This is a genomic window from Acinetobacter suaedae (genome assembly GCF_008630915.1).
In the GTDB taxonomy this organism is placed as follows: domain Bacteria; phylum Pseudomonadota; class Gammaproteobacteria; order Pseudomonadales; family Moraxellaceae; genus Acinetobacter; species Acinetobacter suaedae.
In genome coordinates this window covers 1,404,247-1,427,800 of the sequence record NZ_CP043909.1, presented here as the reverse complement: position 1 = coordinate 1,427,800, position 23,554 = coordinate 1,404,247, and the positions used below count along the sequence as shown (strand labels likewise).

Genomic DNA, 23,554 nt, shown 5'->3' with positions numbered 1-23,554 from the left:
ACAAAAAAGGGATGCGATAGCACCCCCTTCAAAACCCTAATGCTTACGCACCTAATAAGCTTTGACCACAAACACGTACGACATTACCCGTAACGCCTGTTGAACCAGTTGAAGCAAACCATGCAATTGCCTCAGCTACATCTACAGGTAAACCGCCTTGGTTCATTGAGTTCATACGACGACCCGCTTCACGAATCGCAAAAGGAATCGCAGCAGTCATTTGAGTTTCGATAAAACCAGGTGCAACCGCATTGATCGTAATACCGTTCTTCAAAGTTGGTGCAGTAAATTTAACCAAGCCAATTACACCTGCTTTAGAAACAGCATAGTTCGTTTGACCTAGGTTACCAGCGATACCACTGATAGATGATACACAAACGATACGACCATTTGCATTTAAACCATCATTAGATAGTAAGTAATCGTTAACACGCTCAATTGCTGATAAGTTGATGTTGATTACAAGATCCCAAAGCTCAGGCTTCATATTCGCCAAAGTTTTATCACGAGTAATACCCGCATTATGAACAATCACGTCCAAACCGCCCTGCTTCGCAGCAGCAGTTTTGATTTTCTCACCTGCATCAGCAGCAGTAATATCGATTGCTAATACTGAACCACCGATAGAACCAGCAACACGCTCTAAGTCAGCTTGTTGTTGTGGAACATCTAAACAAATTACATGTGCGCCGTCGCGTGCCAATACATTTGCAATCGCTTCACCGATACCACGGCTTGCACCAGTAACTAAAGCAGTTTTACCTGCTAAAGGTTTAGCCCAATCTAGGTCAACATTATCTGCTTTAGATACTCGAATCACTTGACCAGAAACGTATGCAGAACGAGGAGAAATTAAGAAACGTAAAGTTGATTCAAGATTTGCTTCAGCACCTTGATCAACATAAACTACTTGAGCAGTGATACCCTTTTTGAATTCTTTACCAACAGACTTGATAAAACCTTCAAGTGCACGTTGTGCAATTGCTTGTTTTACAGTTTTAGCTGTTTCAGGCGTTGTACCAATCACAATTACACGGCCAGAGCTTGATATTTGACGAGCGATAGGATTAAAGAAATTGTATAACTCTTTTAATTGTTCTGAATTTTGAATACCAGAAGCGTCGAATACAACTGCTTTAAATTTAGACTCTTTATCATCTGCATTTAGAGGACGTAGATTTAAACCCACTTTTGCAGCAGTTTGTTGCAATTCAACATTGTTACCAACATAGCTGTCTGCATGAATATTGCTAAGAATTTGAGCAATAGAAGCAGAAATCGTGCTTGAAGGTGCTGCGCCAAGCAATACTGCACCATTTACAACGGGTTGCGCATTTTCAAAACGGTCTAGAGCAGCTGGCGATGGCAAACCTAAATTTTTTACAACAAATTTACCCAAAGGAGATTGTGTAAATGCTTGGTATTGATCAGTCATGGTTATTATCTCTCATACAAATGAATTTTTACAAACATATGATTCGTGTTGGGGATATAACATAAAATCAATGTCTGATTGACTCATAGCAAATCATACTTGAGTTCATGTTTGGATGTCTTGACCTGAATGTGGTCTAAAGCGTCATTCTAGTCAATACAGCAGTATTTGAAATATGCTATGGTTATATTAAGAATATCCCTATTATGCTTGGAAAAGCCTTATGAGCAAAACAACTCAAGAAAATCCAGCAGTCGAGAATTCTGCTGAAGAGAATGTGTCAAATACATCAAAAGCAACTTCGACCAGAAGTAAAAGTACGAGCACTACTCCTAAAGCAGCAAGTACGACAACTAAAACGACTCGCACTCGTTCTACTAGTCGTAGCACAAAAAGCACTGCTTCTTCTGCAACTACAAAAGCAGCCACAGCCAAAACAACCAAACCTTCTGTTCAACAGGATAAAACCATGAGCCAAAACACCGTTCGTCGTGTAGCCATTATTGGCGGTAACCGTATTCCATTCGCTCGTTCAAACGGCGCATATTTCACTGCTTCAAACATGGATATGTTCACCGCAGCATTAAATGGCTTAGTTGAGCGTTTTAATCTACAAGGCCAACGTTTAGGTGAAGTTGTTGCGGGCGCAGTATTAAAACATAGTCGTGACTTCAACATGACACGCGAGTGTGTTTTAAATACTCAACTTGCACCAGAAACTCCAGCTTACGATATTCAACAAGCATGTGGTACTGGTTTACAAGCTGCCTTCCTTGTTGCAAACAAAATTGCTTTAGGCCAAATCGAAGTCGGTATTGCAGGTGGTGTAGACACGACTTCTGATGCACCGATCGCTTTTGGTGATGGTTTACGTAAAGCTTTACTTGAGTTGAACATTGCTAAAACAGGTAAAGATCGCTTAAAAGCATTGAAAAAAATTAATCTTAAAGACCTCATGGATGCGCCTAAGAATGGTGAACCACGTACTGGCCTTGCGATGGGCGATCATGCTGCAATTACAGCTTTAGAATGGGGTATCACTCGCGAAGATCAAGATGCTTTAGCTGCATCTTCTCACCAAAAAATGGCGAAAGCATACGAAGAAGGTTTCTTCGATGACCTAATCACACCATTCCTAGGTTTAAATCGTGACAACAACTTACGTGCTGACTCTAGTGTTGAAAAATTAGCAAAATTAAAACCAGTATTTGGTAAAGGCGAAGCTGCAACGATGACAGCGGGTAACTCTACTCCACTGACTGATGGCGCATCATGTGTACTTTTAGCTTCTGAAGAATGGGCTAAAGCAAATGGTCACGAAGTTCTTGCTTACTTAACTTTCTCTGAAACAGCTGCAGTTGATTTCGTTGGTAAAAAAGAAGGCTTATTGATGGCTCCTGCTTATGCTGTTCCGCGTATGCTTGAACGTGCTGGTCTTAAACTTCAAGATTTTGACTACTATGAAATCCACGAAGCATTTGCTTCACAAGTACTTTCTACATTGAAAGCTTGGGAAGATGAGAAATTCTGTAAAGAGCGTTTAGGTTTAGAAGCTCCTTTAGGTTCAATTGATCTTAGCAAATTAAACGTTAAAGGTTCTTCTTTAGCTGCTGGTCACCCATTCGCCGCAACTGGTGGTCGTATCATCGCAACCGCCGCAAAACTCCTTAACCAAAAAGGTTCAGGTCGTATCTTAGTTTCGATCTGTGCTGCTGGTGGTCAAGGTGTAACAGCAATTATTGAAAAATAATCGCTAGATTTGCACAAAAAAGCTGAATCATTTGATTCAGCTTTTTTCTTTATACAACACAACTTCTCAGTTTATCTTGGTCTTTTAAACTTCACATAATAATCATTCAAAGTTTTGATCATTTGTTTCAACTCTTTGAGATTTTCTTCTGTATTCCCCAAGCGCTCAACAAAACGCTGTGAGTAAATTTCTAAATCAATTTTTTCATTTATCTGTGGGGTGATTTCAAACAACTTTGCCAAATCATCAAAATGATCTAATTTTCGATTAGAAAAATACTCCATACGGAAACCTAGTTCATTCAGCTTTACACCATTTAATATGGTGCCATGCTCCTTATCAAAGGCTAAAGCGTGCTCTTTCAAAAACAATTGCTCTGGTGTCTCTTTTGAGCTTTTGAATAAACTAGACAACTGACTTAACATGAGTTGATCACATCACAATATTTACTAAAGTATTTAACCTGCAAAACAATCATGAATGCAACAACCAAATGATACAAAAAAGCACCTTCTTAAAGGTGCTTTTTCAAAGCTTATTGTCCGTACTGTTTCTTTAGATATTCAACAATTTTAGCTGATTCAAACATTTTCACACCTGTGTTTGGATCAACTAAATATGGAACCTGAATATCACGCCCCATAATTTCTACAGTCTTCTCACGCTTACCATTTGGCAATGGAATATATTGACCTGGTTTCAACCGCAAAACTGCAGGTCCCATATCTTGCCAGCGCTCTTTCGGTACGTTATGTAAAACATAAGGCAATTCTAATTCACACAATACTTCACGGACTAAACGTGTATATGGACTCGCCTCAAAGCTCCACAGCTCTAAAAGCTGTTCTGGCGCTGGGCGATGAGTAATTTTCTTATTAATCCAAACCCCTCTTGCTGCATTTGCGACCGTCGCTAAAGTCGAAACATAAGGCAATTTCGGATAACGACTATATTTTTTTGGCGTTTGTCCCGTTTTTCCATAATGCTTAAATAAGTGATGAATGATCTCTTGTGACTCATATAACTGATCACCTGTATTTTCATCAATTAAAAATGGAAACTGCTTTTTTCCACCTTTATGCTTTACGATTTGGCGGTATTTTTCGCCCCCTTTAGGACAAGGATAAATTTCAACATCTAAATTCAGGAGTGTAATCACTTCACGTACACGTCTGCAAAATGGTGAACCTTCAAATTCATATAGCTTGATTGTTTTTTCAGGCTGATTTGGAAATGGTGTTCCTGATACACCACGCCCACCTTCGATAAGGGTTGCAGCTACTGATTGTAAAACTTTAAATTGATGGCTCACCATTTTAAGCATACTTTTATCCTTTTAGCAGTCGACTAGTTTTTCTTTGGCAATCACAATTCCATTGTTATCTGCATAGATATAATCACCAGAATTGATTGTTACACCACCAAAATACAGCGTACTATCAACCTCACCAATGCCTTTACGATTACTTTTTTGAGGGATTGCTGCCAATGCATGAACACCCAAATCAAGTTCTGCTAATGCATCTACATCGCGTACACAACCGTAAATCACCACACCATTCCACTTATTCTTTACAGCTGACTCAGCGATCATGTCTCCCATCAACGCACAACGCATTGAAGCCCCTCCATCCACAACGAGCACTTTACCAGTACCCTCTGTTGCTAATAGCTCTTTCACTCTAGAGTTATCTTCAAAGCATTTAACCGTAACAACTTCACCACCAAAACTTTTACGTGCTCCATAACTTTTAAAGAATTTACCATCTAAAGAAGGAATCACCACTTGTAAGTTCTTTTCAGGATTATCATCTAACAAATCGCACGTTACAAAAGGTACAGTTGTCATTTAAGCTCTCCATTATTGGGTTTGTTGTATCGCTAAATTATCATACAGTTTAAATGCAGCGGACTGTGTTTGTGCTGCAACCACCATAGTATGCGCCAATTGTTCGGCTGTGACAGGCTTAAATTTAAACGGCTTCGTCCACTTTTTTTCGATCAATTTAAAGGCTGTCTGTGCCATATCTTCTAAAAATCGCACATCACTACGTTTACCAATCAAAAGTGAAGGTTGAAATATCGAAAGCTTAAAAATTGACAAGCTTTTTAAATAATCCTCTAACTCTCCTTTGACTTTATTGTAAAAAACAGGTGAATTTGCGTTCGCCCCCAAAGCACTTACAATCAAAAAATGAATATTTTTATCTTGGATTAAATCTGCAAAATGTGCATTAATTTCATAATCAATCGCATAAAAAGCCTCTTTAGAACCAGCCTGTTTTATGGTACTACCTAAACAACTAAATGCATGGGTGTGAGCATTCACATCTTCATCATTCAACAATAAAAAGTCTTCAACAACCAACTGATCAACCTTACTGTAAGTAGCTAATGTATCTGATTTTTTCCTAACAACAGCAGTTATAGAATCAAAGCTATCTGACTGTTGCAATTCACTAATCAACGCCTGACCAACCAAGCCAGTTGCACCAATAATAATTGCTTTTTTATCTGCTTTGCTCATTTATAGTTCTTCCAATTGATTATTGAGATTAATGTAACGTTTTCTAGCAAGATTATCACCTGTTAAATGCACTTAAAAACATGACAAGACTTGACTTCGCGGCATAGTTTCCTCAAAATATGGCACTTGTTTACGGGCTGGTGAATGTTGCTAATATTTTATTGGTTTTAACTTCAGCCCGCCCAGACCAACCTATTTTCAAGGAGTGCACGAGTGGCAAACTCTGCTCAAGCTAAAAAACGTGCTCGTCAAAACGTTAAAGCACGTAAACACAACGCAAGCTTGCGTTCTATGGTTCGTACTTACATCAAACGTACAGTAAATGCGATCGCTGCTGGTGATTATACAGTTGCTACAGAAGCTTATAAAAAAGCTGTTCCTGTAATCGACCGTATGGCTGATAAAGGCATCATCCACAAAAACAAAGCTGCTCGTCATAAGAGCCGCTTAAATGCTCAAGTTAAAGCATTAGCTAACTAATTTGTTGCATATATAAAAAAGTCCGAATTATCGGACTTTTTTATTGCCTCAAGTTCAACAAAAACCATACTCGACCTAGCACTTATTTCATCCCTACCCTTTAACATAGGGCTTCAAGGCCGTGCCTTCTTTCTCTATGATTTTCATTAGTTTCTGACAAAATTTATAACTCTCTTCCAACAACCCCAAATCACTTGCACGTGCATTGCTTCGTGTGAATCGCTCTTTATATTCTTGATAGCGATCATTGAGATATTCCTCGTCTAGACTTAGTGCATACATCATTAATTCAAAACGAAAATCCAAATCAATCATAAGGTTTGCAGGCATATCACCGTAAGCCCAAGCTTGTAAAGTATCTAAACGCCCTTGACCCAAATGGAAAAAGATAAAATTAATATATGCATCTAAATTTTTTAAGAACTCACGAATATCTGAAACGGCATCCCATCGACCAACCAAAGAAAAACATACATCTGAGCGCCCTTTGTCCTCTGAATAATGATAAACATCCATAGAGCGTAAACGAAAAATCAAACGCTCAGGCAACTGTTCCTGCAAATATTGCGAGATAAAACGATCAGTAAAATCCATTGCAAAAGACAACATTGGGCTTACTGTTAATTTTCTTAAAACCATTTTTAACTGATAGAAAACACCAACCTGTTTTTGTGTTAATAAAAAACACCGATAACCAGTATCTAAAGCCAACTCTGGCCTACCGATATTCCCCCAGTTAGAAATATAATCATGCGCAATATTAAAAACATCGAGCTTTAAATCTTTGCTATATGTTTGTTGTTCAAACCATTGACACATCAATTGTTCAGCAGCAGCCATATTATGTGGGATTTCAAAGTCTGGTGTTTGCCATGCAGTCAACAATTGCTCTTGCTCAAATTTTATATTTTTTATATCTAATGGTTCTAATAAATAAGGCTGTAACAGGTGCTCAACAGCATTTTCTGGGGATTGCAATTCACCAATTGCCCAAATATTAAAATTAGGCTCATAGAATCCCACCCCAGTCTCAGAAACAGCTTCATAAAAAATGCGATATATCGCATCGTTTTGAGTATCTTGCACTAATGCATCGATCTGCATAATTGCACACAAATTTTCAGAAAATTGTTGTTTAACCTGACTTAACCAATGTTGAATCTGTACTGGAAAAAAACAGCGATATTGCGGATCATCTATTTTGTCTGCAATATAATCTAACCACGCAAGCAATGTGGTGCCGTGGCTCGGCGTATGACAATACTGTTGATGTAATTCGAATGCCACTTGATAGGAATCAGCTTCCGCAGGAACTTTACCCGTAAAAATTTCAGGCTCCCACAAGTAAATCGTGTTTGATGACATATTTTTATCCAGTTATGTGTCTGATTTATCTTTTTTATTGTCATATAATGACGAATTTTTAAACTTTTTAAAAGTAATTTTTTAATTTTCTAAGCAGAGTCTATTCATACTTAAATAGACTTTACTTGCAACGATGACTCATCCTAAGTTGGATAAATAACTTCTAATTTTTTAATCCATCTTTTCTTAACAACAGTTCCGCTAACACTAAATTCTTTGCAGATAACTCTGCAAGTATTAAGCTATTGTTGATCAATGGAATCGTCCACTTTTGATTGCCACCTCCCGTACATGCATAGCGAATCAGACGTGCTCGATTATTGGTCAAATAACCACCTTCCAAATCGAAACATTGGTTGGATTGCTTGATGGTCTGTGCAGCATAATCAACTGTCCAAATCTGATTTGCTAAATTACCGCATGGCAATAAATGAATAACATTACCCGCACCAGTTGTTAAACATTGGCCTATATATTTATTATTATGAATTTTGCCATTGGCATCATAGATCCATTTTTCAGAATCATCCCCTGAACAGCCAACTGCACCACTTATATAAGTATTTAAGACGCCACTTTCTAATTGCTCAGCTTTAAGGCAATGGGTTCTATTCATCAATGGAGTCGCAGAACCGAGTTCTAAATCATTGGTTAAGCCAAGTTTCTCAACAAATCTATTGAAGGCCTGTACAGCTTCAGGTTCAGTCTTATGCAAGTCTGAAGAATAAACATTCATCCAGCGATTCAAGCGATACATTTTTTCTTGCTGCTGATTATAACGAAGCATTTCCTTCTGAGCGTCAGCAGACAATTGCCCTATAAATGATTGATAGGTTTCTAGCAATAACTTTGACTCAGCCGAAAGCGTCATCACCACTCGACCTTTATTGGCAAGCAAAGCCTGTTCAAGCCGTGGTAACTCAATTGCCCTAAGCGCCGAATAACCAGCTTGTTTGCCAATTTCCACATACGGATCTGATACTACGTCATGTGCGGGTATTGTAATACTTGATAGTAGTGTTGCATCTTCATTTGCTTTTCTACAATACAAATTCACAGTTTGAGGTGCATCAGCTTGCGCAAGATTAATGTGGAATTTATTTGCATTACTTCCAACATTTACGCGCTGTGGCGCTAAAGCTATATTCTGAGAACTTTTAGGAAATTGAATATTAAGCCAACAATTTGCCGACTTAGCATTTGTATCAACTTGAGATAAGTTAAATACATTTCCCCAATTACCTTTAGCCGCAGGATAAATCAATCCGACCTGATTAACCGGATCATAACCTCCTAAAATCGTATAAACGGGAACGCCAAACAACCGTGGTTTCAAGTAGTTCCCATCCGTGCTGTTATACCAAACATTTTTCGAAGAAGGCACTTTGGGCTGTGATACTTCCATTTGTCGAGTTATGGTATTCCATTTTTTATAACCTGTTGGAGAGGATTCATCCCAAACATGACGATCAAAAGCAGGTTGAATCTTTGAATAGGTACTATAACCAGTATAGTGCGTATATTTTGAGATACTACTTGCACTATCACCACCTGACATTGCATCCCAACCATAAGCATATTGATTCAAGAAGTTGGGTACACCATTTTTACCATCAGATAATTTAGTCGACGTCCAATTTAAATTACCACGCATCTTATTTCGAAAAGCAATATACCCCCAACCACTATCCGCATGATGCGCTGCCCAAAACATATTGTCTCCTACAGAACCCGGATAATGCCCCAAGCCATAGTGATGTCCAATTTCATGACTAAATTCGTTACCAATCGAATCAATTAAAGTCAGCATACCGTTTCCACCACTCAAACCGTGTGTGACATCACCATTGCTATATTTACCACGAGCATGGTGAGCAACAAGGCTTTGTGTAAGTTGTGGTTGTTCTTGGCTTGCCATGGATGCACTGGTAATCCCCCAGTTAGCGAGATTAATACCAACACCAAAAGTAGATTTTGCTGTATTTTCACGCATATCACCACTATACACGTCACCCGTAGTGTCGCTAGCTGCATCGTAAATAACGCCACTAGCAACCATTACTTTATCTAGCTTTAAATCATCATACTTCGCGACCACCATACGTGCAGCTGGAATCGTTTGAAAATAGTCCGTCCCTGCTTTTGCAGGCTCTAATAACATATAGTGACCTGTTGATTTAGGTGGCTCAGTGAGTAATCCCAGTCGAATGTTATGAAGCACCAATTCTCCAGGTACAGCAAAATCAATATTTTCTGCCGGCAAAACACCAGCACGATTATTCGTAGGATCTATAATTCGGATGTTTAAACCTGCACGAATTTCATCCCAGTTTAATGCTGCACTCCATGCTCGTTTTGAATAGCTTACCTTTGGGCGACCATCAGTGTTAGATTGATCTGATGCTGGAATTCGTGTCGGCTCAATTAAATCTATCGTTCTTAAACGTTTCTGACCATCATAAATCTCTGCTTGTAAAGCTTGAATGTCACCCATATCAGCCAGAGGTGTAACCAATAAAAGAGCATCTTTTTCAGCCGTAAGTCTCGGCATCCAATCTTTTTCATTATTTTTTGGATTCACCACATGACTTTGCGCAAATTGCACCATCGCCATGAAATCTCCATTTAAATCATTTCTTAATACGCGTGTTTGTTCAGATTTATCATAATCATAGAACCCAATAATAGAATCATCGACCACATCTTTCGTTGGTTCAGGGTATTTATTTATAATAGGAGGTGTGGTGGTATTTTCACTTTTATTATTGTCACCTGCGTCCCCTCCACCTCCACCACAGGCAAATAAAGTAGCAGGCAGAAGACAAACAGCTAAATACTTTAGGCGTAATTGCATCACATTTCCCCAAATATAAACACGATAACTTATCGTTAAAAACAAATTATGTGATTTAGTTAATTTATAAAAATCATATGGTTATAAAAATATAACCTAAAACAAACCATAGGGGAAATGTAATAAAAACTAAGGAAAGCTAATTTCTAAAACGATAGTTTTATTGATTATGAAGGATCATGAAAATGCTTAATCAGCAACTCTTCTCTTTGACCACGCCAAATCCATTTAAGCTTGCTATTTGCAAAATCTTCACCCTCAAACCACACGAACAAACCTTCCATCATATCAGGCCAATCCGCTTGTTCAATTTGATTCTTGCCAGAGATTATAGCAATAATTGCTGCGAGTATCGTGTCATGACTGACGGCTAAGCTCAAACCATTCTGATGTGTGGGATGAGTGTGGTACAGTAATTCCAATACATCAAAAACACCTGTAATTGGATGCTTCATTCCAGGCAATGCATTGTTCACAAAACTATTAATAAAGCCTAATGCACCCTGTTTACGAAAATAAGGTGCTGCCTGCTGAATATCAAGAACAAAACTACCTGGCTCGACCAACAAACGCTGTTCCACGATCTCAATGGTATGTGTATTTACCTTCTCATGAACAACATCAGCCCCCTCGATCATCAAAGCAGCGGTATCCACACATCGTTGTATCGGACTTGAAATACAATGTTGAATTGCTCGATCCGTATTCTTAATTAAATATTGTCCCCAAGCATAAGCAAGCTCTCGCCCTTGCTCAGTTAACTGCAAATCATACCCCGCCAAACCTTTCCCATTCACCAATTCACGCAATGAATGGCGCGTGAATAAAGTTACAGGTGTTGAAGCATCTGGAAGTAAATCAATTGCTTCAAACATGCTTTTGGGTAATAAATGCAAAGCCATATTTAAAAGTTAAAATGAGAACTTAACTCACTATACCATGAGCAGCATAACACTCAATCTAAAATGCCAGATAAGCGCAACGCATCATAAGCAATTGTTTTATAGCTTTGATCTTTAAATGCAATGAAACCATTGTTTAATACCGTTTCACGCTGATTGTATTGAAATGGTTTTCCCTCCAGTGTCATCAACCCACCACCAATACTCTCCAAAAATGCTTGTCCTGAGCTAGTATCCCACTCCGAAGTTGGATGAAAACGTGGATATATATCAATCTCACCTTCCAACATCATACAAAATTTATAGGCACTGCCAGCTTCACGTCGCGTAACTTCTCGGTGCTGTAAAATCGGTTCAATAAAATTTTTATATTTAGGGTTTTTGCTATTGTGACTCAAACCGATTTGTACGGGTGTCGTTAATGAATGTGATTCCACCTGATACTGCAACCATTCTTGTCTACTAAAACTATATTTATAAGGTAACTGTGATCGATAGCCAATATACATCACTTGTTCACATGGGACAGCGATAATGGCAAAAGTGGTTTCATGATTTTCAATTAAACTCAAATTAATCGTAAACTCATCACGCTCATGAATAAACTCTTTTGTCCCATCTAATGGATCAAGCATCCAACAGCGTTGCCAATTTCTACGTGCTGAATAATCACTTTCTTCTGATAATACCGGCAAATCAGGCGTTAACTCCGCAAGTTGTTTGATTAAATAGCGATTTACTTTTAAATCTGCTTGCGTTACAGGTGAATCATCAATTTTTTCCTGAATATTAAACTCACCACCCGCACAATAATTTTGATATTCTTCCAATAATATTTGACTAGCTTGCGCCATAACTGGAACAAGTTGCAAAATAAAGTTGTCTTGTGGGGCAAGCGTTTTAACAAACATAGATTAACCTTATGTCATATTCAGATTTACAACCGCCAATCATCATGTTCGACATGGATGGCACTTTACTTGATTTAGCTTTTGATGATTTTATCTGGAATGATTGCCTGCCTGAGCGACATGCTCAACTTCATCAATGTACTCTGGCACAAAGTCAACAGACACTATTTAAATTCTATCAACAATATAAGCATACACTATCTTGGTATTCTTCGGCGCACTGGACGACCAAAGTTGGTATTGATACCTTGCAGCTACAATATGAACATCAAGAAAAAATTAAAGCGCGTTCTGGTTGCCACCAGTTACTGCAACAACTAAAAGCGCAGGGTTATCGATGCTGGTTATTAACTAATGCAGATCGAGCGGGACTACAACTAAAACTTGAAAATGTAGAACTTAGCCCTTACTTTGAAGTAATGATCAGTAGTGAAGAACTAGGTTTTGCAAAGGAAGATGTCAACTTCTGGAAAAAACTACAACAGCAACATCCATTCGATCCAGCAGATACCATCTTTATTGATGATACGGTTGCTGTATTAAAAGGTGCTGAGGAATTTGGAATTACACGATTATTTAGTATCTTACAACCCTCGAGTAGCAAACCTACACGCATAGCAGCCGAACTGCACTACCCAGCTCTCGATCATCTTACAGAACTCCTTGATTATCTTGAACCCAATATACAGGTAACAGATGCCAAAACAGCATGAAGCAGAAAGCATGGATGCCATGCGAATTGATAAATGGCTTTGGGCAGCACGTTTTTTTAAGACACGCTCTATTGCCAAAGCAGCTATCGAAGGTGGCAAAGTACATCACAATAATGAACGCGTAAAAGTTTCTCGAGATGTACGTATTGGTATGCAGCTCACCATCCAACAGGGCTTTGAGAAAAAAACCGTGATCGTCAAAGCACTTTCATCTATACGTGGTGGTGCGCCAATCGCACAACAACTTTACGAAGAAACAGCTGAAAGTATAGAGCGTCGAGAGTTGCATGCATCACAGCGAAAGTTGCATAATCTAGCGCGACCAGATCACCGACCAAGTAAAAAAGATCGTCGTGATATCAATCGTTTTAAACATGAAAATGCTCAATCATGGTCTTATCACGATGAATAAGATGAGATTGATATTTTCTTAATTTGGGCGCGTCATTTTGTGTCGTACTGACATAGATCAGATGTGGAATTAATAACGAGAATCTGCCACTATACCCAAGTCCCAACAAGTTGAGATTCAGTACATCCACTTGGGTTAGTCGTTAAGAATATAAAGTTTTGAGGTTTTGAGATGGATGATAATAAAAGTAAAGCGTTACAAGCTGCTTTAAGCCAAATTGAAAAACAATTTGGTAAGAACACAGTGATGCGCTTAGGTGATAATACCGTACAAGCAGTTGAAGCTGTATCAACGGGTTCTCTAACACTTGATATTGCGCTTGGTATTGGTGGTTTACCCAAAGGGCGTATCATCGAAATCTATGGACCAGAATCTTCTGGTAAAACCACAATGACTTTGCAAGCCATTGCTCAATGCCAAAAAACTGGTGGTACCTGTGCATTTATCGATGCAGAACATGCCTTAGACCCTGAATATGCACGCAAATTAGGCGTAGATATTGACAACTTGTTGGTTTCACAACCTGACAACGGTGAACAAGCATTAGAGATTGCAGACATGCTGGTTCGTTCTGGCGCAATTGATCTTATCGTTGTCGACTCCGTTGCAGCCCTCACCCCTAAAGCGGAAATTGAAGGCGAAATGGGTGATTCACATATGGGCTTACAAGCACGTTTGATGAGTCAGGCATTGCGTAAAATCACTGGTAATGCGAAGCGCTCAAACTGTATGGTAATCTTCATTAACCAAATCCGTATGAAGATTGGCGTGATGTTTGGTAGCCCAGAAACAACAACTGGTGGTAATGCACTTAAATTCTATGCATCTGTCCGCTTAGACATCCGTCGTATCGGTGCAGTGAAAGAAGGTGATGAAATCACCGGTAATGAAACTCGCGTTAAAGTTGTTAAAAATAAAATGGCACCGCCGTTCAAAGAAGCAGTGTTCCAGATCATGTATGGGAAAGGTACAAATCAACTAGGTGAACTGGTTGATCTCGCAGTCCAACAAGATATTGTTCAAAAAGCAGGTGCTTGGTACTCTTATCAGGGCAACAAAATTGGTCAAGGTAAGAATAACGTCATCCGTCATTTTGAAGAAAACCCACAAATGGCACAAGAAATTGAAAAGCTCATTCGTGAACAACTTCTAACAAAGAACACCAATGAAGCCGCTCCAGTAGAAGAAGAAGAGCTCGACTTCTTAGAAAGCTAAGCAAAACGCCCTTCGGGGCGTTTTCTTTTCGTCTAATCATTTTCTGCATATATATTACTCGCCTGTTAAAATAAATCGTCACCTGCTTTACAGAGGAATACAGAATAAAGTCTATGTTTAACGCATCAAAAAATGACAAACCCAAGACACTTACAGGACAAAGACTACGGTCATATGCATTTGCATTACTGACACGTCGTGATTACTCACAAGCAGAATTAACCGAAAAGCTAAATCAATATGCAATTGACCCAAATGAAGTTGCAATTTTAGTAACAGAGCTAGCAGAAAAAAATTATCAGAGTGATCAACGTGTCGCAGCTTTAACCCTATCAAGCCAAATTCGTAAAGGAAAAGGCTTACAACGCATTAAACAAGCACTTAAGGCGAAACAGCTAGATGCAGAATTAATAGCAGAAGAACTTGAAGAAGTGGATTGGCTAGATCAAGCCTACCAACTTAAAGTAAAAAAATTTGGTGAAGACGTTACGAAAGACCCAAAACTCAAAGCAAAACAAATTCGGTTTTTGCAGTATCGCGGCTTTGATATGGATGTAATTTTAAAAACAATTGCTCGAACGAGCGAAGAAGAATAATTGGTGGCAACCCTACCAGCAAGATTTCGGCACATCATAGTTCTACTACCGTTGCTACCTTCCGGTCCTGGCGGGGTTCATAGAGTACAATTGCGAAGCTACCAGCAGGGTTACCATTGCCTGACAAAGTATAGAGGTTTTTATCTGAGTTGCAAGACTTGTCTCTATTTTTCAGTGAGTTTCTCGTTCAACTGCCTATTTCCTCATCAACGCGCTAAAACCTTCATTCTAGACAACTTAACAATGTACAAAGATTAAACAACAACTCAAAAATTCTCCCCCAAAGTGCTTGAAGATTGTAAATGCTTATTGCATTTAAATGAGTTGCTGTTTTAATGACTAAATCAAGATACGTATTTGCTATGTGTAAAAGTCCGTTAAAAGTGACGACTTATGTACTCACAGCTTTAACTTTCAACTTAATGGATAGATTTTCATGCTAAAAAAGCATTCTGTACTCTTTGTTGCGTTACTCAGCAGCGCATATTTATATGCGAATATTCCAATTGAATCTCGTGCACTTAGCCAACAGTCTGCCAATAACAGTAATAATACTGCAAACGTCGGCTCAAATTTAAATTGGGAACTCATCCAGAAAAACCAACGCCTTGAAGAAGAAGTTCGTAAACTACGAGGTCAGCTGGAAGAACACGACAATGCAATTGAGCAACTAAAGAAAGAGCTTACCAATCGCTATACAGATTTAGATCAACGCTTAGAATTACTTTCGCAAAAAATTGATCCACCAGAAGAGAATACTGAAGAGCCAATTGATGCATCCCAACCTCTTTCAAGTAATACCACTGCATCAAATACTCCTGCTCCAACACAATCCCAGCCAAGCACAGCTGCATCAAATATGAATGCAAACAATCAAATTGAGTTAGAGAAAGCAGCTTATACTGTTGCATTGGATGCTTATAAACAAGGCGGTGCAAAACAAGCCATCCAACCAATGCAAAACTTCATTAAAAACCATCCAAATGGTATTTATATTGGTAATGCATACTTTTGGCTTGCAGAGTTCTACCTTGCAGTAGAACCTGTAAACTATACAGCTGCAAAGCAGAATTATACGACTGTTGTGAATCAATACCCAAACTCAGCTCGGGCATCTCGCGCTTTATATCAACTCTATAGTATTGCAAAAGAAGTCGATAAAAATACAACTCAAGCCAACCAATACAGAGCCAAACTACTAGCTCAATATCCTCAATCTGAAGAAGCAAAATTTATTCAGAAAAAATAATTTTTCTAATGACCAAGACAATAAAAAAGCCAGTTCTGTGAACTGGCTTTTTTACAAGTCAAATCTAGCTTACTTAATGTCAGCTTGTGATTTTAGATATGCGGTATAGTCTTCCAAAACTTGTTGACCACGGAACTGCTGATACAATTGCTTCAATTCCAACAACTCTTTTTCTGGCAAACTACTTGCCACACTGCTATCCACATTTGAAACAGCAACGATAACCAACTCATTTGGCAATTTCGCCGTTGTTGCAGACCACATTCCTTCCTTGCTCGGTGCAGGAATACTGAATGCAGCGCGCTCAATCTCACGTTTCAAACCATGTGAGCGAGCAAAAGTACCCGCATTTTCAAAAGTTACTTTCGATTTTGCGACAACTTGTGCTGCTGGCTGAGTTTTGAAATCAGCAAGAATTGTTGCCATTTTCTCCTGAGCAGCTTTATATGCCTTCTGCTCAATCACTTTCGCTTTAACTTCAGTAGTCACTTCAGATAATGGTTTAATTCCTGCTGAGTGATAATCACGAACTTTAATCCAGATTGAATCACCATTGGTTAATTGGATATTAGAAGATGCATTACGATCACCATTCTTCACATCATCACTGAATAGTTTTACTTTAACATTCAAATCACTCAGGATAGGATGTTGTGTTGCCAAAGTAATTGCTTTTGCAGATTCAACACGTGCAGCTTTCACCTCTTGTGCAACAACATCAAGAGAATCACTTCCTACAACCATCTCATTTAAATTATTAACAGTATCACTAAACAGATTCGCAGCTTTAGTTTTTTCAACTTCAGCAGTTAGACGTGCTTTTTCAGACTCAAAGGATGGAATATTTACCGTTGGCACCTGAACTTCAATAATGTGATAACCGTACTGCGTTTTTACAGGCTTAGAAACCTGACCATTTTTCAACGTGTTTACAGCGTTATCAAAATCAGCAGAGAAAGCACCAGGAGCATATGCACTTACTAAGCCACCTTGATTTTTTGAACTCGGATCTTCTGAATACTGACTAGCAGCTTGAGCAAACGTCATTCCCGATTGAATTTTTGCATAAACATCATTAATCAATTTCTGTGCTGCAGCATCATCACGCTCATCCGTCGTTACTAAGATATGCTTCACTTCACGCTTCACACTTTGCTGCTGTTTTTCTACAAACGCTGCATAGGCCTGCTGTAAATCTGCATCAGTAACAGCTAAATTAGCTTGTTCTAATAATGCTGGGCTTAAAACCACATAATCCACATCAACACTAGCAACTTGCTTAAATTCATTTTTATGCTTGTTGTAGTAGTCAGTGATTTCTTGATTTGAAGCAGTTACACCCTTTTTATAATCATCTAACTTGATGCTTGCTAAATGCAATGTCCGCTGTTCAGTTTGTAAGTTCGCAAGTTGCTGTAAATCAGATTTACTCACTAATGCATTATCCATTAGTGTCGATGAAATCATTTTTAATGCATGATCTTGGCGAAGGCTTGCAATCAAGGCCTGATTCGTTAAGCCAACTGAACGCAAGTAATTTTCATACAATGGCTGAGAGAACTTCCCATTTTCCTGAAAACTTGGTTGCTGCGCCAACATTTGCTCAAGTTGTGCATCACTTAAAGCAATACCCAATTTTTCAGCTTGTTGTGACAACAAACTACGAGCGATCAACGCATCCATTGCTCTTTCCTGAATCGCAGGTAGATTCAATAATGACTCATCACCTTGAACCAAGGCTAAATACTGATCTTTATAGTTTTTGATTGCACTTTCTAATTCTTTATTAGAAATATCTTGACCATTTACTGACTTGGCAACATCAGCTTTATTGCCACCACTAAAATATCCTTCAATACCGACAAGAGCTAAAGGGGTCAAAAACAAAACTAACAGGACTTTGCCAAGCCAACCTTTAATGACCGTACGAAATGATTCCATAAATATTCCAATATTTAATTTCGGGGCAATTTTAACTTAAAAAACAAAGTGAATGAATGCCGAATGAAGATCAAATTAACTTTTTCATTGGATAAATAAAAAACGCACCCGAAATGGTGCGTTTATTGATTTAGAAAGATTACGCAACCGAATCTTTTAAACCCTTACCAGCTTTGAAGCTTGGTACTTTGCTTGCTTTGATTTGAAGCTCTTCACCAGTTTTAGGATTACGACCAGTACGTGCAGCACGTTCTTTTACGCTAAAAGTACCAAAACCGACTAAAGTAACCGTATCACCCTTTTTAAGTGCTTCAGTGATTGATGCAATTGTCGCATCGAGCGCTTTACCAGCATCCGACTTAGACACTCCCCCTTTTTCAGCAATCGCATCAATTAATTCTGATTTATTCATGATAAAAAATATCCTCTTAATATCGTTTGTTAAGATCCAAGGCTATAGTTTAAAAGGCCATGCAGCCTTTATAGCAATGCTTTAGGGGAGAACGCAATACTAGAAAGGCCTTTTTAATTAAAATAAATACCGAAATACGACATAAACGGACGAGTTACTTGCATTTTTTTTACTTTTTATTCAATTTAGCCTTCAATTGCTCATTTTCCTCGATCAAAGCATCCACCTTAATATGAAGCTGCACTAACAGTTGTTCGATATGTTGAAGATCCTTTGGTGTCACCAATCCAATGCGATTGAGTGAATGATTTACCCCGCTATCTAAAATTTTTTCAACCTTGTCTTTGGTATCCGTCACTGACTCTTTTGCTTTTTCTGTGACTTTGCCAACTGTATTGTCCGCAAAATCTACAGTTTTAGACTCTAATTCCTCACCCACCTTGACTAATGAGTCGAATAATTTGTTTCCCTCCTCCTCTGCACGAGAAAAAGCACCTAATCCCGCAAGCCAAATTTGTTGTGTATATTTTTTAAAATCCAATGCAGATTTCTTAGAACTTTTTGATTTTGATTTAATTTTTGCCTCAGCATCTTCACTTGGGTTGTCTATATTTGTATTATCCATGAACCATTACTCCTAAGCACATTACAAACAGCATGTCGTATTTAACCATAAAAATGTTTTTATAATATCAAAGTTAGGACTTGATCGTTTTAAAAAACTGTTCTACAAAGCAAGATAGTCATGTAAATTATTTTTAACAATTGGGTACGGATACTCGTAATTTACAAGACTTGATGTTTCACTCGTTATTTTTGGCAAGGAAAAAGAGATTTATGATCGATATGCAACAAAGACATAAACACCCACATTTGTTGCTAAACATTGTCATCATTGTTTTAGAAACTTTTTTTTCCTTCATCCTTACGCATGATTCAGGACTACGCCTGCAAGCACAAAAATTGATTGATCAGAAAATTACGATTCGAATCAACAGTTACATTCCCTTCTTTGATTTTTATATTCAGTTCACAGAAAAAGGTTTACTGTTTGACACGAAAGCTTTAGATCGAAAAATTGATCTTGAAGTCAATTGTACTTTGATCGACTTAATTAAAATTTTTGTTCTAAATAATCTAAAGAGCATTTCAAATTTACGCATTTTAGGCGACTCGACCCTAACTGAGCAGTTTACCGATCTCATTCCTCATTTCACCCTATCCAGTATCTTAGTGAACTGGCGACAATGGTTTAATGCGTTCGATGATGATATCGATACAATTGCAACCCAACGTAGAATCGCACCGCTTTTAGAGAAAATCGATCAGCAACGCTCTGAAATTAATACCTTATTGGTTGAGGTCAAACAATACCAAAATCGCATACATCGACTTCAAAAACGTCAGCGATTAATTAATATTACTTTTGCAATACTTAGCTTTATTTTCATTGCTTTATTCATATATAATATGTGGATACAATAATTCTAAAATATTTCACTTTTCACACGCATAATAATAGCAATTAAAAAACTTGACTATTTTAGTCGGAATTCATAAAATTTATACATCTAGTCTATTCATGTGTATCGAATCATGCGCCTAACAACTCGCGGTCGTTACGCAGTGACTGCTCTACTTGATTTAGCTTTGCAGCCAACTGAACAAACGATCACGCTTGCAGAAATAGCAGCACGCCAATCCATCTCAGTCGCTTATTTAGAACAGTTATTCGCAAAACTTAAGCGTCACGGGTTAGTTTCAAGTGTTCGTGGTGCAAATGGTGGATACCACCTTGCACGCAATGCAAGTGAAATTACTGTGCTAGAAATTATTGAAGCCGTAAATGAAACTGTCGATGCAACACGCTGCGACCACAAAGGCAACTGCCAAAATGGTGCAATGTGTTTAACGCATGACTTATGGCAAGATCTCTCCCACCATATTGCCGATTATCTTGCAAAAATCACGCTTGCTGATTTGATTGCGCGCGACAATGTTCAAACTGTTGCTCTACGCCAAAACTCACCAAGTCTAGATTCAGCCCTTCTATCGGTTACAGGTATTTGACATGAAACGTCCAATTTATCTTGATTACGCAGCAACCACTCCTGTACTGCCTGAAGTTGCAGAACGTATGATGGAGTGTCTAACCTTCGAAGGGACTTTTGGCAACCCTGCGTCACGCTCGCATGCCTATGGCTGGCAAGCTGAAGAAAAAGTTGAGTACGCACGCGAACAAGTTGCAAACTTAATTAAAGCAGATCCTCGCGAAATCGTTTGGACATCAGGTGCAACCGAATCAGATAACTTAGCATTAAAAGGCATTGCTCAATTCTACGGTTCTAAAGGCAAGCACATCATTACAAGTAAAATCGAGCACAAAGCTGTGTTAGATACTTGCCGCGAACTTGAAGAGCAAGGTTTTGAAATTACATATTTAGAGCCAGAGCCACGCACTGGTTTAATTACACCAGAAATGGTTCAGGCTGCTTTACGCCCTGACACCATTCTTGTATCACTGATGATGGTAAACAATGAGATCGGTACAGTAACCGATGTTGCTGCCATCGGTGAACTCACCCGTGCAAACAAAACTTTCTTCCACGTCGACGCTGCTCAAGCTGCTGGTAAGGTTGAAATTGACCTTTCTACGATGAAAATTGATTTAATGAGTTTCTCTGGACATAAGATTTATGGTCCCAAAGGGATTGGTGCATTATTCGTTCGTCGTAGCCCACGTGTTCGCTTGAAAGCGCAAATGCATGGTGGTGGTCACGAGCGTGGTATGCGTTCTGGTACTTTAGCAACCCACCAGATTGTTGGTATAGGCGCTGCATTCGAACTTGCAGGAAAAATGATGCAAGCCGAACAAGAACGTATTCGTCAACTACGTGACAAACTTTGGAATGGTTTACAAGATCTTGAACAAGTATTCTTGAATGGCCACCCTACTCAAAACGTAGCAAACTATCTTAATGTTAGCTTCAATTTTGTTGAAGGTGAGTCATTGATGATGGCTCTCAAAGATGCAGCTGTTTCTAGTGGTTCAGCATGTACATCTGCAACTTTAGAACCATCATACGTTTTACGTGCTTTAGGTTTATCTGATGAGTTAGCACATAGTTCAATCCGTTTTAGTTTCGGTAAATACACCACCGAAGCAGATATTGATCACGTGTTAACAATCACCAAAGCTGCTGTAGAGAAACTACGTGAACTTTCTCCGCTTTGGGATATGTATAAAGAAGGTATTGACCTTTCTACAGTTGAATGGGCTGAACACTAATTCATTGAACTTTCGATTGAAAAACGTGTTTTAACCCTCATATTAATATTAGGCTGACCCCGAGGTTTGGAGAAGCGACATGGCTTATAGTGAAAAAGTAATTGATCATTACGAAAACCCTCGTAATGTAGGTGTTTTAGATAAAAATGCAGAAAACGTAGGTACTGGTATGGTCGGTGCACCAGCTTGTGGCGACGTAATGCGTTTACAAATCCAAGTTGATGACAATGGCGTAATTGAAGAAGCTCGCTTCAAAACTTACGGCTGTGGTTCTGCAATTGCATCAAGCTCTCTTGTAACTGAATGGTTAAAAGGTAAGACCCTTGATGAAGCTCAAGCAATCAAAAATATTGATATTGCGACCGAGCTTGCACTACCACCAGTGAAAGTTCACTGCTCAGTATTGGCTGAAGATGCAATTAAAGCTGCGATTGAAGATTATCGTGGCAAAAAAGCGAAAGCTTAATTGATTACCGAAAAGATATTGGAGTTTTCATGATCCATTTAACTGAAAATGCTGCGACTCACATCAGCAATTACCTACAAAATCGTGGTAAGGGTGAAGGCATTCGTGTTGGTGTGAAAACTTCGGGTTGTTCTGGATTGGCTTATGTTCTTGAGTTTGTTGACGATGTCGACACGCATGATCAAGTTTTTGAGCAGTTTGGCGTCAAAGTTTTCGTTGACCCTAAAAGCTTAGTTTATCTCGAAGGTTTAGAGATGGATTATGTGAAAAATGGTTTGAACGAAGGTTTTGAGTTTAACAACCCAAATCAGAAAGGTGAATGTGGTTGCGGTGAATCATTTACTGTTTAATCATTTAATTTTTATCTAAAGTCAAAAATCCCTCTCAATCCCCCTTTTTAAAGGGGGACTTCCATAAATGATAAGGTATCATTTAACTCGTGAAGCTCTTCCCTTTTTTAAGGAAGCCGAGAGAGATTTAAAACGGAATTCATCTCCCATGAATCATTTTGAGTTGTTCCACTTACCAGAAGCACTCGATATCGATTTAGCAGCTTTAAAAAAACAGTTTTTAAGTTTGCAACAGCAATATCACCCAGACAAAGCAAGTGACAAAGATCAAGCATTGATTATGTCTAGTGACATCAACCAAGCATATAAAGTGCTTTCTCAAGTTGATAGTCGCGCCGCATATCTGCTCAGCTTAAAAAAGCAGGATCATCACCTCGACCAATCCATCAATGATTTTGAGTTCCTGCAATCAGCACTTGAAATGCGCGAACAATTGGATGAAGCAACATCGACAGATCAACTTAGTACTCTAAAAGTTGAAGTTCAACAATGGATCGATGGCTTAGTTCGGGAATTTAAAATTGATTATGCCGATGAAGACTGGGCTGAAGCTCGTGATACCGTTCGCAAACTACGCTTTTTCCAGCGTGTAATGAACGATATTGATAAAGCTGAAGATCGTATACTAGATGAAGAAGAAAGCTTCAATCTAGATGATGATTTTTAATCCGCTGTTACTGATTATTT

Annotated in this window: 25 protein-coding genes and 1 other RNA gene; 13 read left to right on the top strand and 13 right to left on the bottom strand. The window is 38.6% G+C overall.

Features of this window, described 5'->3' with window-relative positions; translation table 11 throughout:
- Positions 1 to 43: 43 nt before the first annotated feature.
- A complete protein-coding gene (locus tag F2A31_RS06675) occupies positions 44 to 1,435 on the bottom strand; it encodes a 3-oxoacyl-ACP reductase (protein ID WP_150025713.1) in 1,392 nt (463 codons plus the stop codon).
- A gap of 223 nt (positions 1,436 to 1,658) precedes the next feature.
- Between F2A31_RS06675 and F2A31_RS06670 the strand changes: the two genes are divergently transcribed.
- The gene (locus F2A31_RS06670; protein ID WP_150025712.1) at positions 1,659 to 3,185 is read left to right on the top strand and encodes an acetyl-CoA C-acetyltransferase; all 1,527 of its coding nucleotides are present in this window, start codon (positions 1,659 to 1,661) and stop codon (positions 3,183 to 3,185) included.
- 71 nt (positions 3,186 to 3,256) lie between these two features.
- On the opposite strand, the gene F2A31_RS06665 is transcribed toward F2A31_RS06670, so the two are convergent.
- The 4 genes from F2A31_RS06665 to F2A31_RS06650 form a co-directional block, all read right to left on the bottom strand.
- A complete protein-coding gene (locus F2A31_RS06665) occupies positions 3,257 to 3,610 on the bottom strand; it encodes a hypothetical protein (RefSeq protein ID WP_150025711.1) in 354 nt (117 codons plus the stop codon).
- 110 nt (positions 3,611 to 3,720) lie between these two features.
- Positions 3,721 to 4,509, bottom strand: coding sequence for a glutathione S-transferase N-terminal domain-containing protein (locus tag F2A31_RS06660; RefSeq protein ID WP_150025710.1), 789 nt, complete (start codon positions 4,507 to 4,509; stop codon positions 3,721 to 3,723).
- A 12-nt stretch (positions 4,510 to 4,521) separates the two neighbouring features.
- Entirely contained in the window at positions 4,522 to 5,034 is a 513-nt protein-coding gene (gene rraA, locus F2A31_RS06655) for a ribonuclease E activity regulator RraA (protein ID WP_004639412.1), read from the bottom strand.
- A gap of 12 nt (positions 5,035 to 5,046) precedes the next feature.
- Positions 5,047 to 5,712, bottom strand: a complete 666-nt coding sequence (locus tag F2A31_RS06650; protein WP_150025709.1) for an NAD(P)H-binding protein — start codon at positions 5,710 to 5,712, stop codon at positions 5,047 to 5,049.
- Between the two features lie 213 nt (positions 5,713 to 5,925).
- Here F2A31_RS06650 and rpsT point away from each other — a divergent pair, with 213 nt between their 5' ends.
- A complete protein-coding gene (rpsT, locus tag F2A31_RS06645; protein WP_004771687.1) occupies positions 5,926 to 6,192 on the top strand; it encodes a 30S ribosomal protein S20 in 267 nt (88 codons plus the stop codon).
- 93 nt (positions 6,193 to 6,285) lie between these two features.
- Here rpsT and F2A31_RS06640 read toward each other — a convergent pair whose 3' ends face one another.
- The 4 genes from F2A31_RS06640 to F2A31_RS06625 form a co-directional block, all read right to left on the bottom strand.
- The gene (locus F2A31_RS06640; RefSeq protein ID WP_150025708.1) at positions 6,286 to 7,557 is read right to left on the bottom strand and encodes a hypothetical protein; all 1,272 of its coding nucleotides are present in this window, start codon (positions 7,555 to 7,557) and stop codon (positions 6,286 to 6,288) included.
- Positions 7,558 to 7,720: 163 nt separating this feature from the next.
- Complete coding sequence (locus F2A31_RS06635; protein ID WP_150025707.1) at positions 7,721 to 10,411, bottom strand: M66 family metalloprotease; 2,691 nt, start codon at positions 10,409 to 10,411, stop codon at positions 7,721 to 7,723.
- Between the two features lie 167 nt (positions 10,412 to 10,578).
- Positions 10,579 to 11,313, bottom strand: a complete 735-nt coding sequence (locus F2A31_RS06630) for a histidine phosphatase family protein (protein ID WP_150025706.1) — start codon at positions 11,311 to 11,313, stop codon at positions 10,579 to 10,581.
- A gap of 53 nt (positions 11,314 to 11,366) precedes the next feature.
- Positions 11,367 to 12,224 (bottom strand): 3'(2'),5'-bisphosphate nucleotidase CysQ family protein, encoded by an 858-nt coding sequence (locus F2A31_RS06625; protein WP_150025705.1) that lies wholly within the window; start codon positions 12,222 to 12,224, stop codon positions 11,367 to 11,369.
- Positions 12,225 to 12,235: 11 nt separating this feature from the next.
- On the opposite strand from F2A31_RS06625, the gene F2A31_RS06620 reads away from it, so the two are divergent.
- The 4 genes from F2A31_RS06620 (at position 12,236) to F2A31_RS06605 (ending at position 15,160) form a co-directional block, all read left to right on the top strand.
- Complete coding sequence (locus F2A31_RS06620) at positions 12,236 to 12,937, top strand: HAD-IA family hydrolase (protein ID WP_150025704.1); 702 nt, start codon at positions 12,236 to 12,238, stop codon at positions 12,935 to 12,937.
- Positions 12,921 to 13,349 carry an RNA-binding S4 domain-containing protein gene (locus tag F2A31_RS06615; RefSeq protein ID WP_150025703.1) on the top strand — a complete coding sequence of 143 codons (429 nt, stop codon included), beginning with the start codon at positions 12,921 to 12,923 and terminating at the stop codon, positions 13,347 to 13,349. The genes F2A31_RS06620 and F2A31_RS06615 overlap by 17 nt, the downstream gene beginning before the upstream one ends.
- A gap of 171 nt (positions 13,350 to 13,520) precedes the next feature.
- Positions 13,521 to 14,564: a recombinase RecA gene (recA, locus tag F2A31_RS06610; RefSeq protein WP_150025702.1), complete on the top strand. Its 1,044-nt coding sequence runs from the start codon at positions 13,521 to 13,523 to the stop codon at positions 14,562 to 14,564.
- A 113-nt stretch (positions 14,565 to 14,677) separates the two neighbouring features.
- Positions 14,678 to 15,160 carry a regulatory protein RecX gene (locus F2A31_RS06605; RefSeq protein ID WP_150025701.1) on the top strand — a complete coding sequence of 161 codons (483 nt, stop codon included), beginning with the start codon at positions 14,678 to 14,680 and terminating at the stop codon, positions 15,158 to 15,160.
- Between the two features lie 10 nt (positions 15,161 to 15,170).
- Here the strand turns inward: F2A31_RS06605 and ffs are convergent.
- Positions 15,171 to 15,267, bottom strand: an RNA gene (gene ffs / locus F2A31_RS06600) — signal recognition particle sRNA small type.
- 329 nt (positions 15,268 to 15,596) lie between these two features.
- Here ffs and F2A31_RS06595 point away from each other — a divergent pair.
- Complete coding sequence (locus F2A31_RS06595) at positions 15,597 to 16,409, top strand: YbgF trimerization domain-containing protein (protein ID WP_150025700.1); 813 nt, start codon at positions 15,597 to 15,599, stop codon at positions 16,407 to 16,409.
- Between the two features lie 69 nt (positions 16,410 to 16,478).
- On the opposite strand, the gene F2A31_RS06590 is transcribed toward F2A31_RS06595, so the two are convergent.
- The 3 genes from F2A31_RS06590 to F2A31_RS06580 form a co-directional block, all read right to left on the bottom strand.
- Entirely contained in the window at positions 16,479 to 18,350 is a 1,872-nt protein-coding gene (locus tag F2A31_RS06590) for a SurA N-terminal domain-containing protein (protein WP_150025699.1), read from the bottom strand.
- 139 nt (positions 18,351 to 18,489) lie between these two features.
- The gene (locus F2A31_RS06585; protein ID WP_004639426.1) at positions 18,490 to 18,762 is read right to left on the bottom strand and encodes an HU family DNA-binding protein; all 273 of its coding nucleotides are present in this window, start codon (positions 18,760 to 18,762) and stop codon (positions 18,490 to 18,492) included.
- 169 nt (positions 18,763 to 18,931) lie between these two features.
- Positions 18,932 to 19,387, bottom strand: coding sequence for a phasin family protein (locus F2A31_RS06580; RefSeq protein WP_150025698.1), 456 nt, complete (start codon positions 19,385 to 19,387; stop codon positions 18,932 to 18,934).
- Between the two features lie 212 nt (positions 19,388 to 19,599).
- Between F2A31_RS06580 and F2A31_RS06575 the strand changes: the two genes are divergently transcribed.
- From F2A31_RS06575 to hscB, 6 genes are all read left to right on the top strand, one after another.
- Positions 19,600 to 20,247, top strand: a complete 648-nt coding sequence (locus F2A31_RS06575) for a hypothetical protein (protein WP_150025697.1) — start codon at positions 19,600 to 19,602, stop codon at positions 20,245 to 20,247.
- 111 nt (positions 20,248 to 20,358) lie between these two features.
- Positions 20,359 to 20,832 (top strand): Rrf2 family transcriptional regulator, encoded by a 474-nt coding sequence (locus F2A31_RS06570; protein WP_004639430.1) that lies wholly within the window; start codon positions 20,359 to 20,361, stop codon positions 20,830 to 20,832.
- Between the two features lies 1 nt (position 20,833).
- A complete protein-coding gene (locus F2A31_RS06565; RefSeq protein WP_150025696.1) occupies positions 20,834 to 22,051 on the top strand; it encodes an IscS subfamily cysteine desulfurase in 1,218 nt (405 codons plus the stop codon).
- Between the two features lie 79 nt (positions 22,052 to 22,130).
- Positions 22,131 to 22,517 (top strand): Fe-S cluster assembly scaffold IscU, encoded by a 387-nt coding sequence (gene iscU, locus F2A31_RS06560; protein ID WP_004639432.1) that lies wholly within the window; start codon positions 22,131 to 22,133, stop codon positions 22,515 to 22,517.
- A gap of 29 nt (positions 22,518 to 22,546) precedes the next feature.
- On the top strand, positions 22,547 to 22,867 hold the full coding sequence (gene iscA, locus F2A31_RS06555) for an iron-sulfur cluster assembly protein IscA (protein ID WP_004912036.1): 321 nt from the start codon (positions 22,547 to 22,549) through the stop codon (positions 22,865 to 22,867).
- 148 nt (positions 22,868 to 23,015) lie between these two features.
- On the top strand, positions 23,016 to 23,534 hold the full coding sequence (gene hscB / locus F2A31_RS06550) for a Fe-S protein assembly co-chaperone HscB (protein WP_150025695.1): 519 nt from the start codon (positions 23,016 to 23,018) through the stop codon (positions 23,532 to 23,534).
- The last annotated feature ends 20 nt before the right edge of the window (positions 23,535 to 23,554 follow it).

Bases quoted from the DNA above. Each gene is read 5' to 3' on its own strand.
- recA (WP_150025702.1), top strand. From the start codon at position 13,521: ATGGATGATAATAAAAGTAAAGCGTTACAAGCTGCTTTAAGCCAAATT.
- F2A31_RS06585 (WP_004639426.1), bottom strand. From the start codon at position 18,762: ATGAATAAATCAGAATTAATTGATGCGATTGCTGAAAAAGGGGGAGTG.
- F2A31_RS06625 (WP_150025705.1), bottom strand. From the start codon at position 12,224: ATGTTTGTTAAAACGCTTGCCCCACAAGACAACTTTATTTTGCAACTT.
- F2A31_RS06605 (WP_150025701.1), top strand. From the start codon at position 14,678: ATGTTTAACGCATCAAAAAATGACAAACCCAAGACACTTACAGGACAA.
- F2A31_RS06675 (WP_150025713.1), bottom strand. From the start codon at position 1,435: ATGACTGATCAATACCAAGCATTTACACAATCTCCTTTGGGTAAATTT.
- F2A31_RS06565 (WP_150025696.1), top strand. From the start codon at position 20,834: ATGAAACGTCCAATTTATCTTGATTACGCAGCAACCACTCCTGTACTG.
- F2A31_RS06575 (WP_150025697.1), top strand. From the start codon at position 19,600: ATGATCGATATGCAACAAAGACATAAACACCCACATTTGTTGCTAAAC.
- F2A31_RS06615 (WP_150025703.1), top strand. From the start codon at position 12,921: ATGCCAAAACAGCATGAAGCAGAAAGCATGGATGCCATGCGAATTGAT.
- hscB (WP_150025695.1), top strand. From the start codon at position 23,016: ATGAATCATTTTGAGTTGTTCCACTTACCAGAAGCACTCGATATCGAT.
- F2A31_RS06595 (WP_150025700.1), top strand. From the start codon at position 15,597: ATGCTAAAAAAGCATTCTGTACTCTTTGTTGCGTTACTCAGCAGCGCA.
- F2A31_RS06630 (WP_150025706.1), bottom strand. From the start codon at position 11,313: ATGGCTTTGCATTTATTACCCAAAAGCATGTTTGAAGCAATTGATTTA.
- F2A31_RS06650 (WP_150025709.1), bottom strand. From the start codon at position 5,712: ATGAGCAAAGCAGATAAAAAAGCAATTATTATTGGTGCAACTGGCTTG.
- F2A31_RS06590 (WP_150025699.1), bottom strand. From the start codon at position 18,350: ATGGAATCATTTCGTACGGTCATTAAAGGTTGGCTTGGCAAAGTCCTG.
- F2A31_RS06570 (WP_004639430.1), top strand. From the start codon at position 20,359: ATGCGCCTAACAACTCGCGGTCGTTACGCAGTGACTGCTCTACTTGAT.
- iscU (WP_004639432.1), top strand. From the start codon at position 22,131: ATGGCTTATAGTGAAAAAGTAATTGATCATTACGAAAACCCTCGTAAT.
- iscA (WP_004912036.1), top strand. From the start codon at position 22,547: ATGATCCATTTAACTGAAAATGCTGCGACTCACATCAGCAATTACCTA.
- F2A31_RS06580 (WP_150025698.1), bottom strand. From the start codon at position 19,387: ATGGATAATACAAATATAGACAACCCAAGTGAAGATGCTGAGGCAAAA.
- F2A31_RS06640 (WP_150025708.1), bottom strand. From the start codon at position 7,557: ATGTCATCAAACACGATTTACTTGTGGGAGCCTGAAATTTTTACGGGT.
- F2A31_RS06665 (WP_150025711.1), bottom strand. From the start codon at position 3,610: ATGTTAAGTCAGTTGTCTAGTTTATTCAAAAGCTCAAAAGAGACACCA.
- F2A31_RS06670 (WP_150025712.1), top strand. From the start codon at position 1,659: ATGAGCAAAACAACTCAAGAAAATCCAGCAGTCGAGAATTCTGCTGAA.
- rraA (WP_004639412.1), bottom strand. From the start codon at position 5,034: ATGACAACTGTACCTTTTGTAACGTGCGATTTGTTAGATGATAATCCT.
- F2A31_RS06660 (WP_150025710.1), bottom strand. From the start codon at position 4,509: ATGCTTAAAATGGTGAGCCATCAATTTAAAGTTTTACAATCAGTAGCT.
- F2A31_RS06620 (WP_150025704.1), top strand. From the start codon at position 12,236: ATGTCATATTCAGATTTACAACCGCCAATCATCATGTTCGACATGGAT.
- F2A31_RS06635 (WP_150025707.1), bottom strand. From the start codon at position 10,411: ATGCAATTACGCCTAAAGTATTTAGCTGTTTGTCTTCTGCCTGCTACT.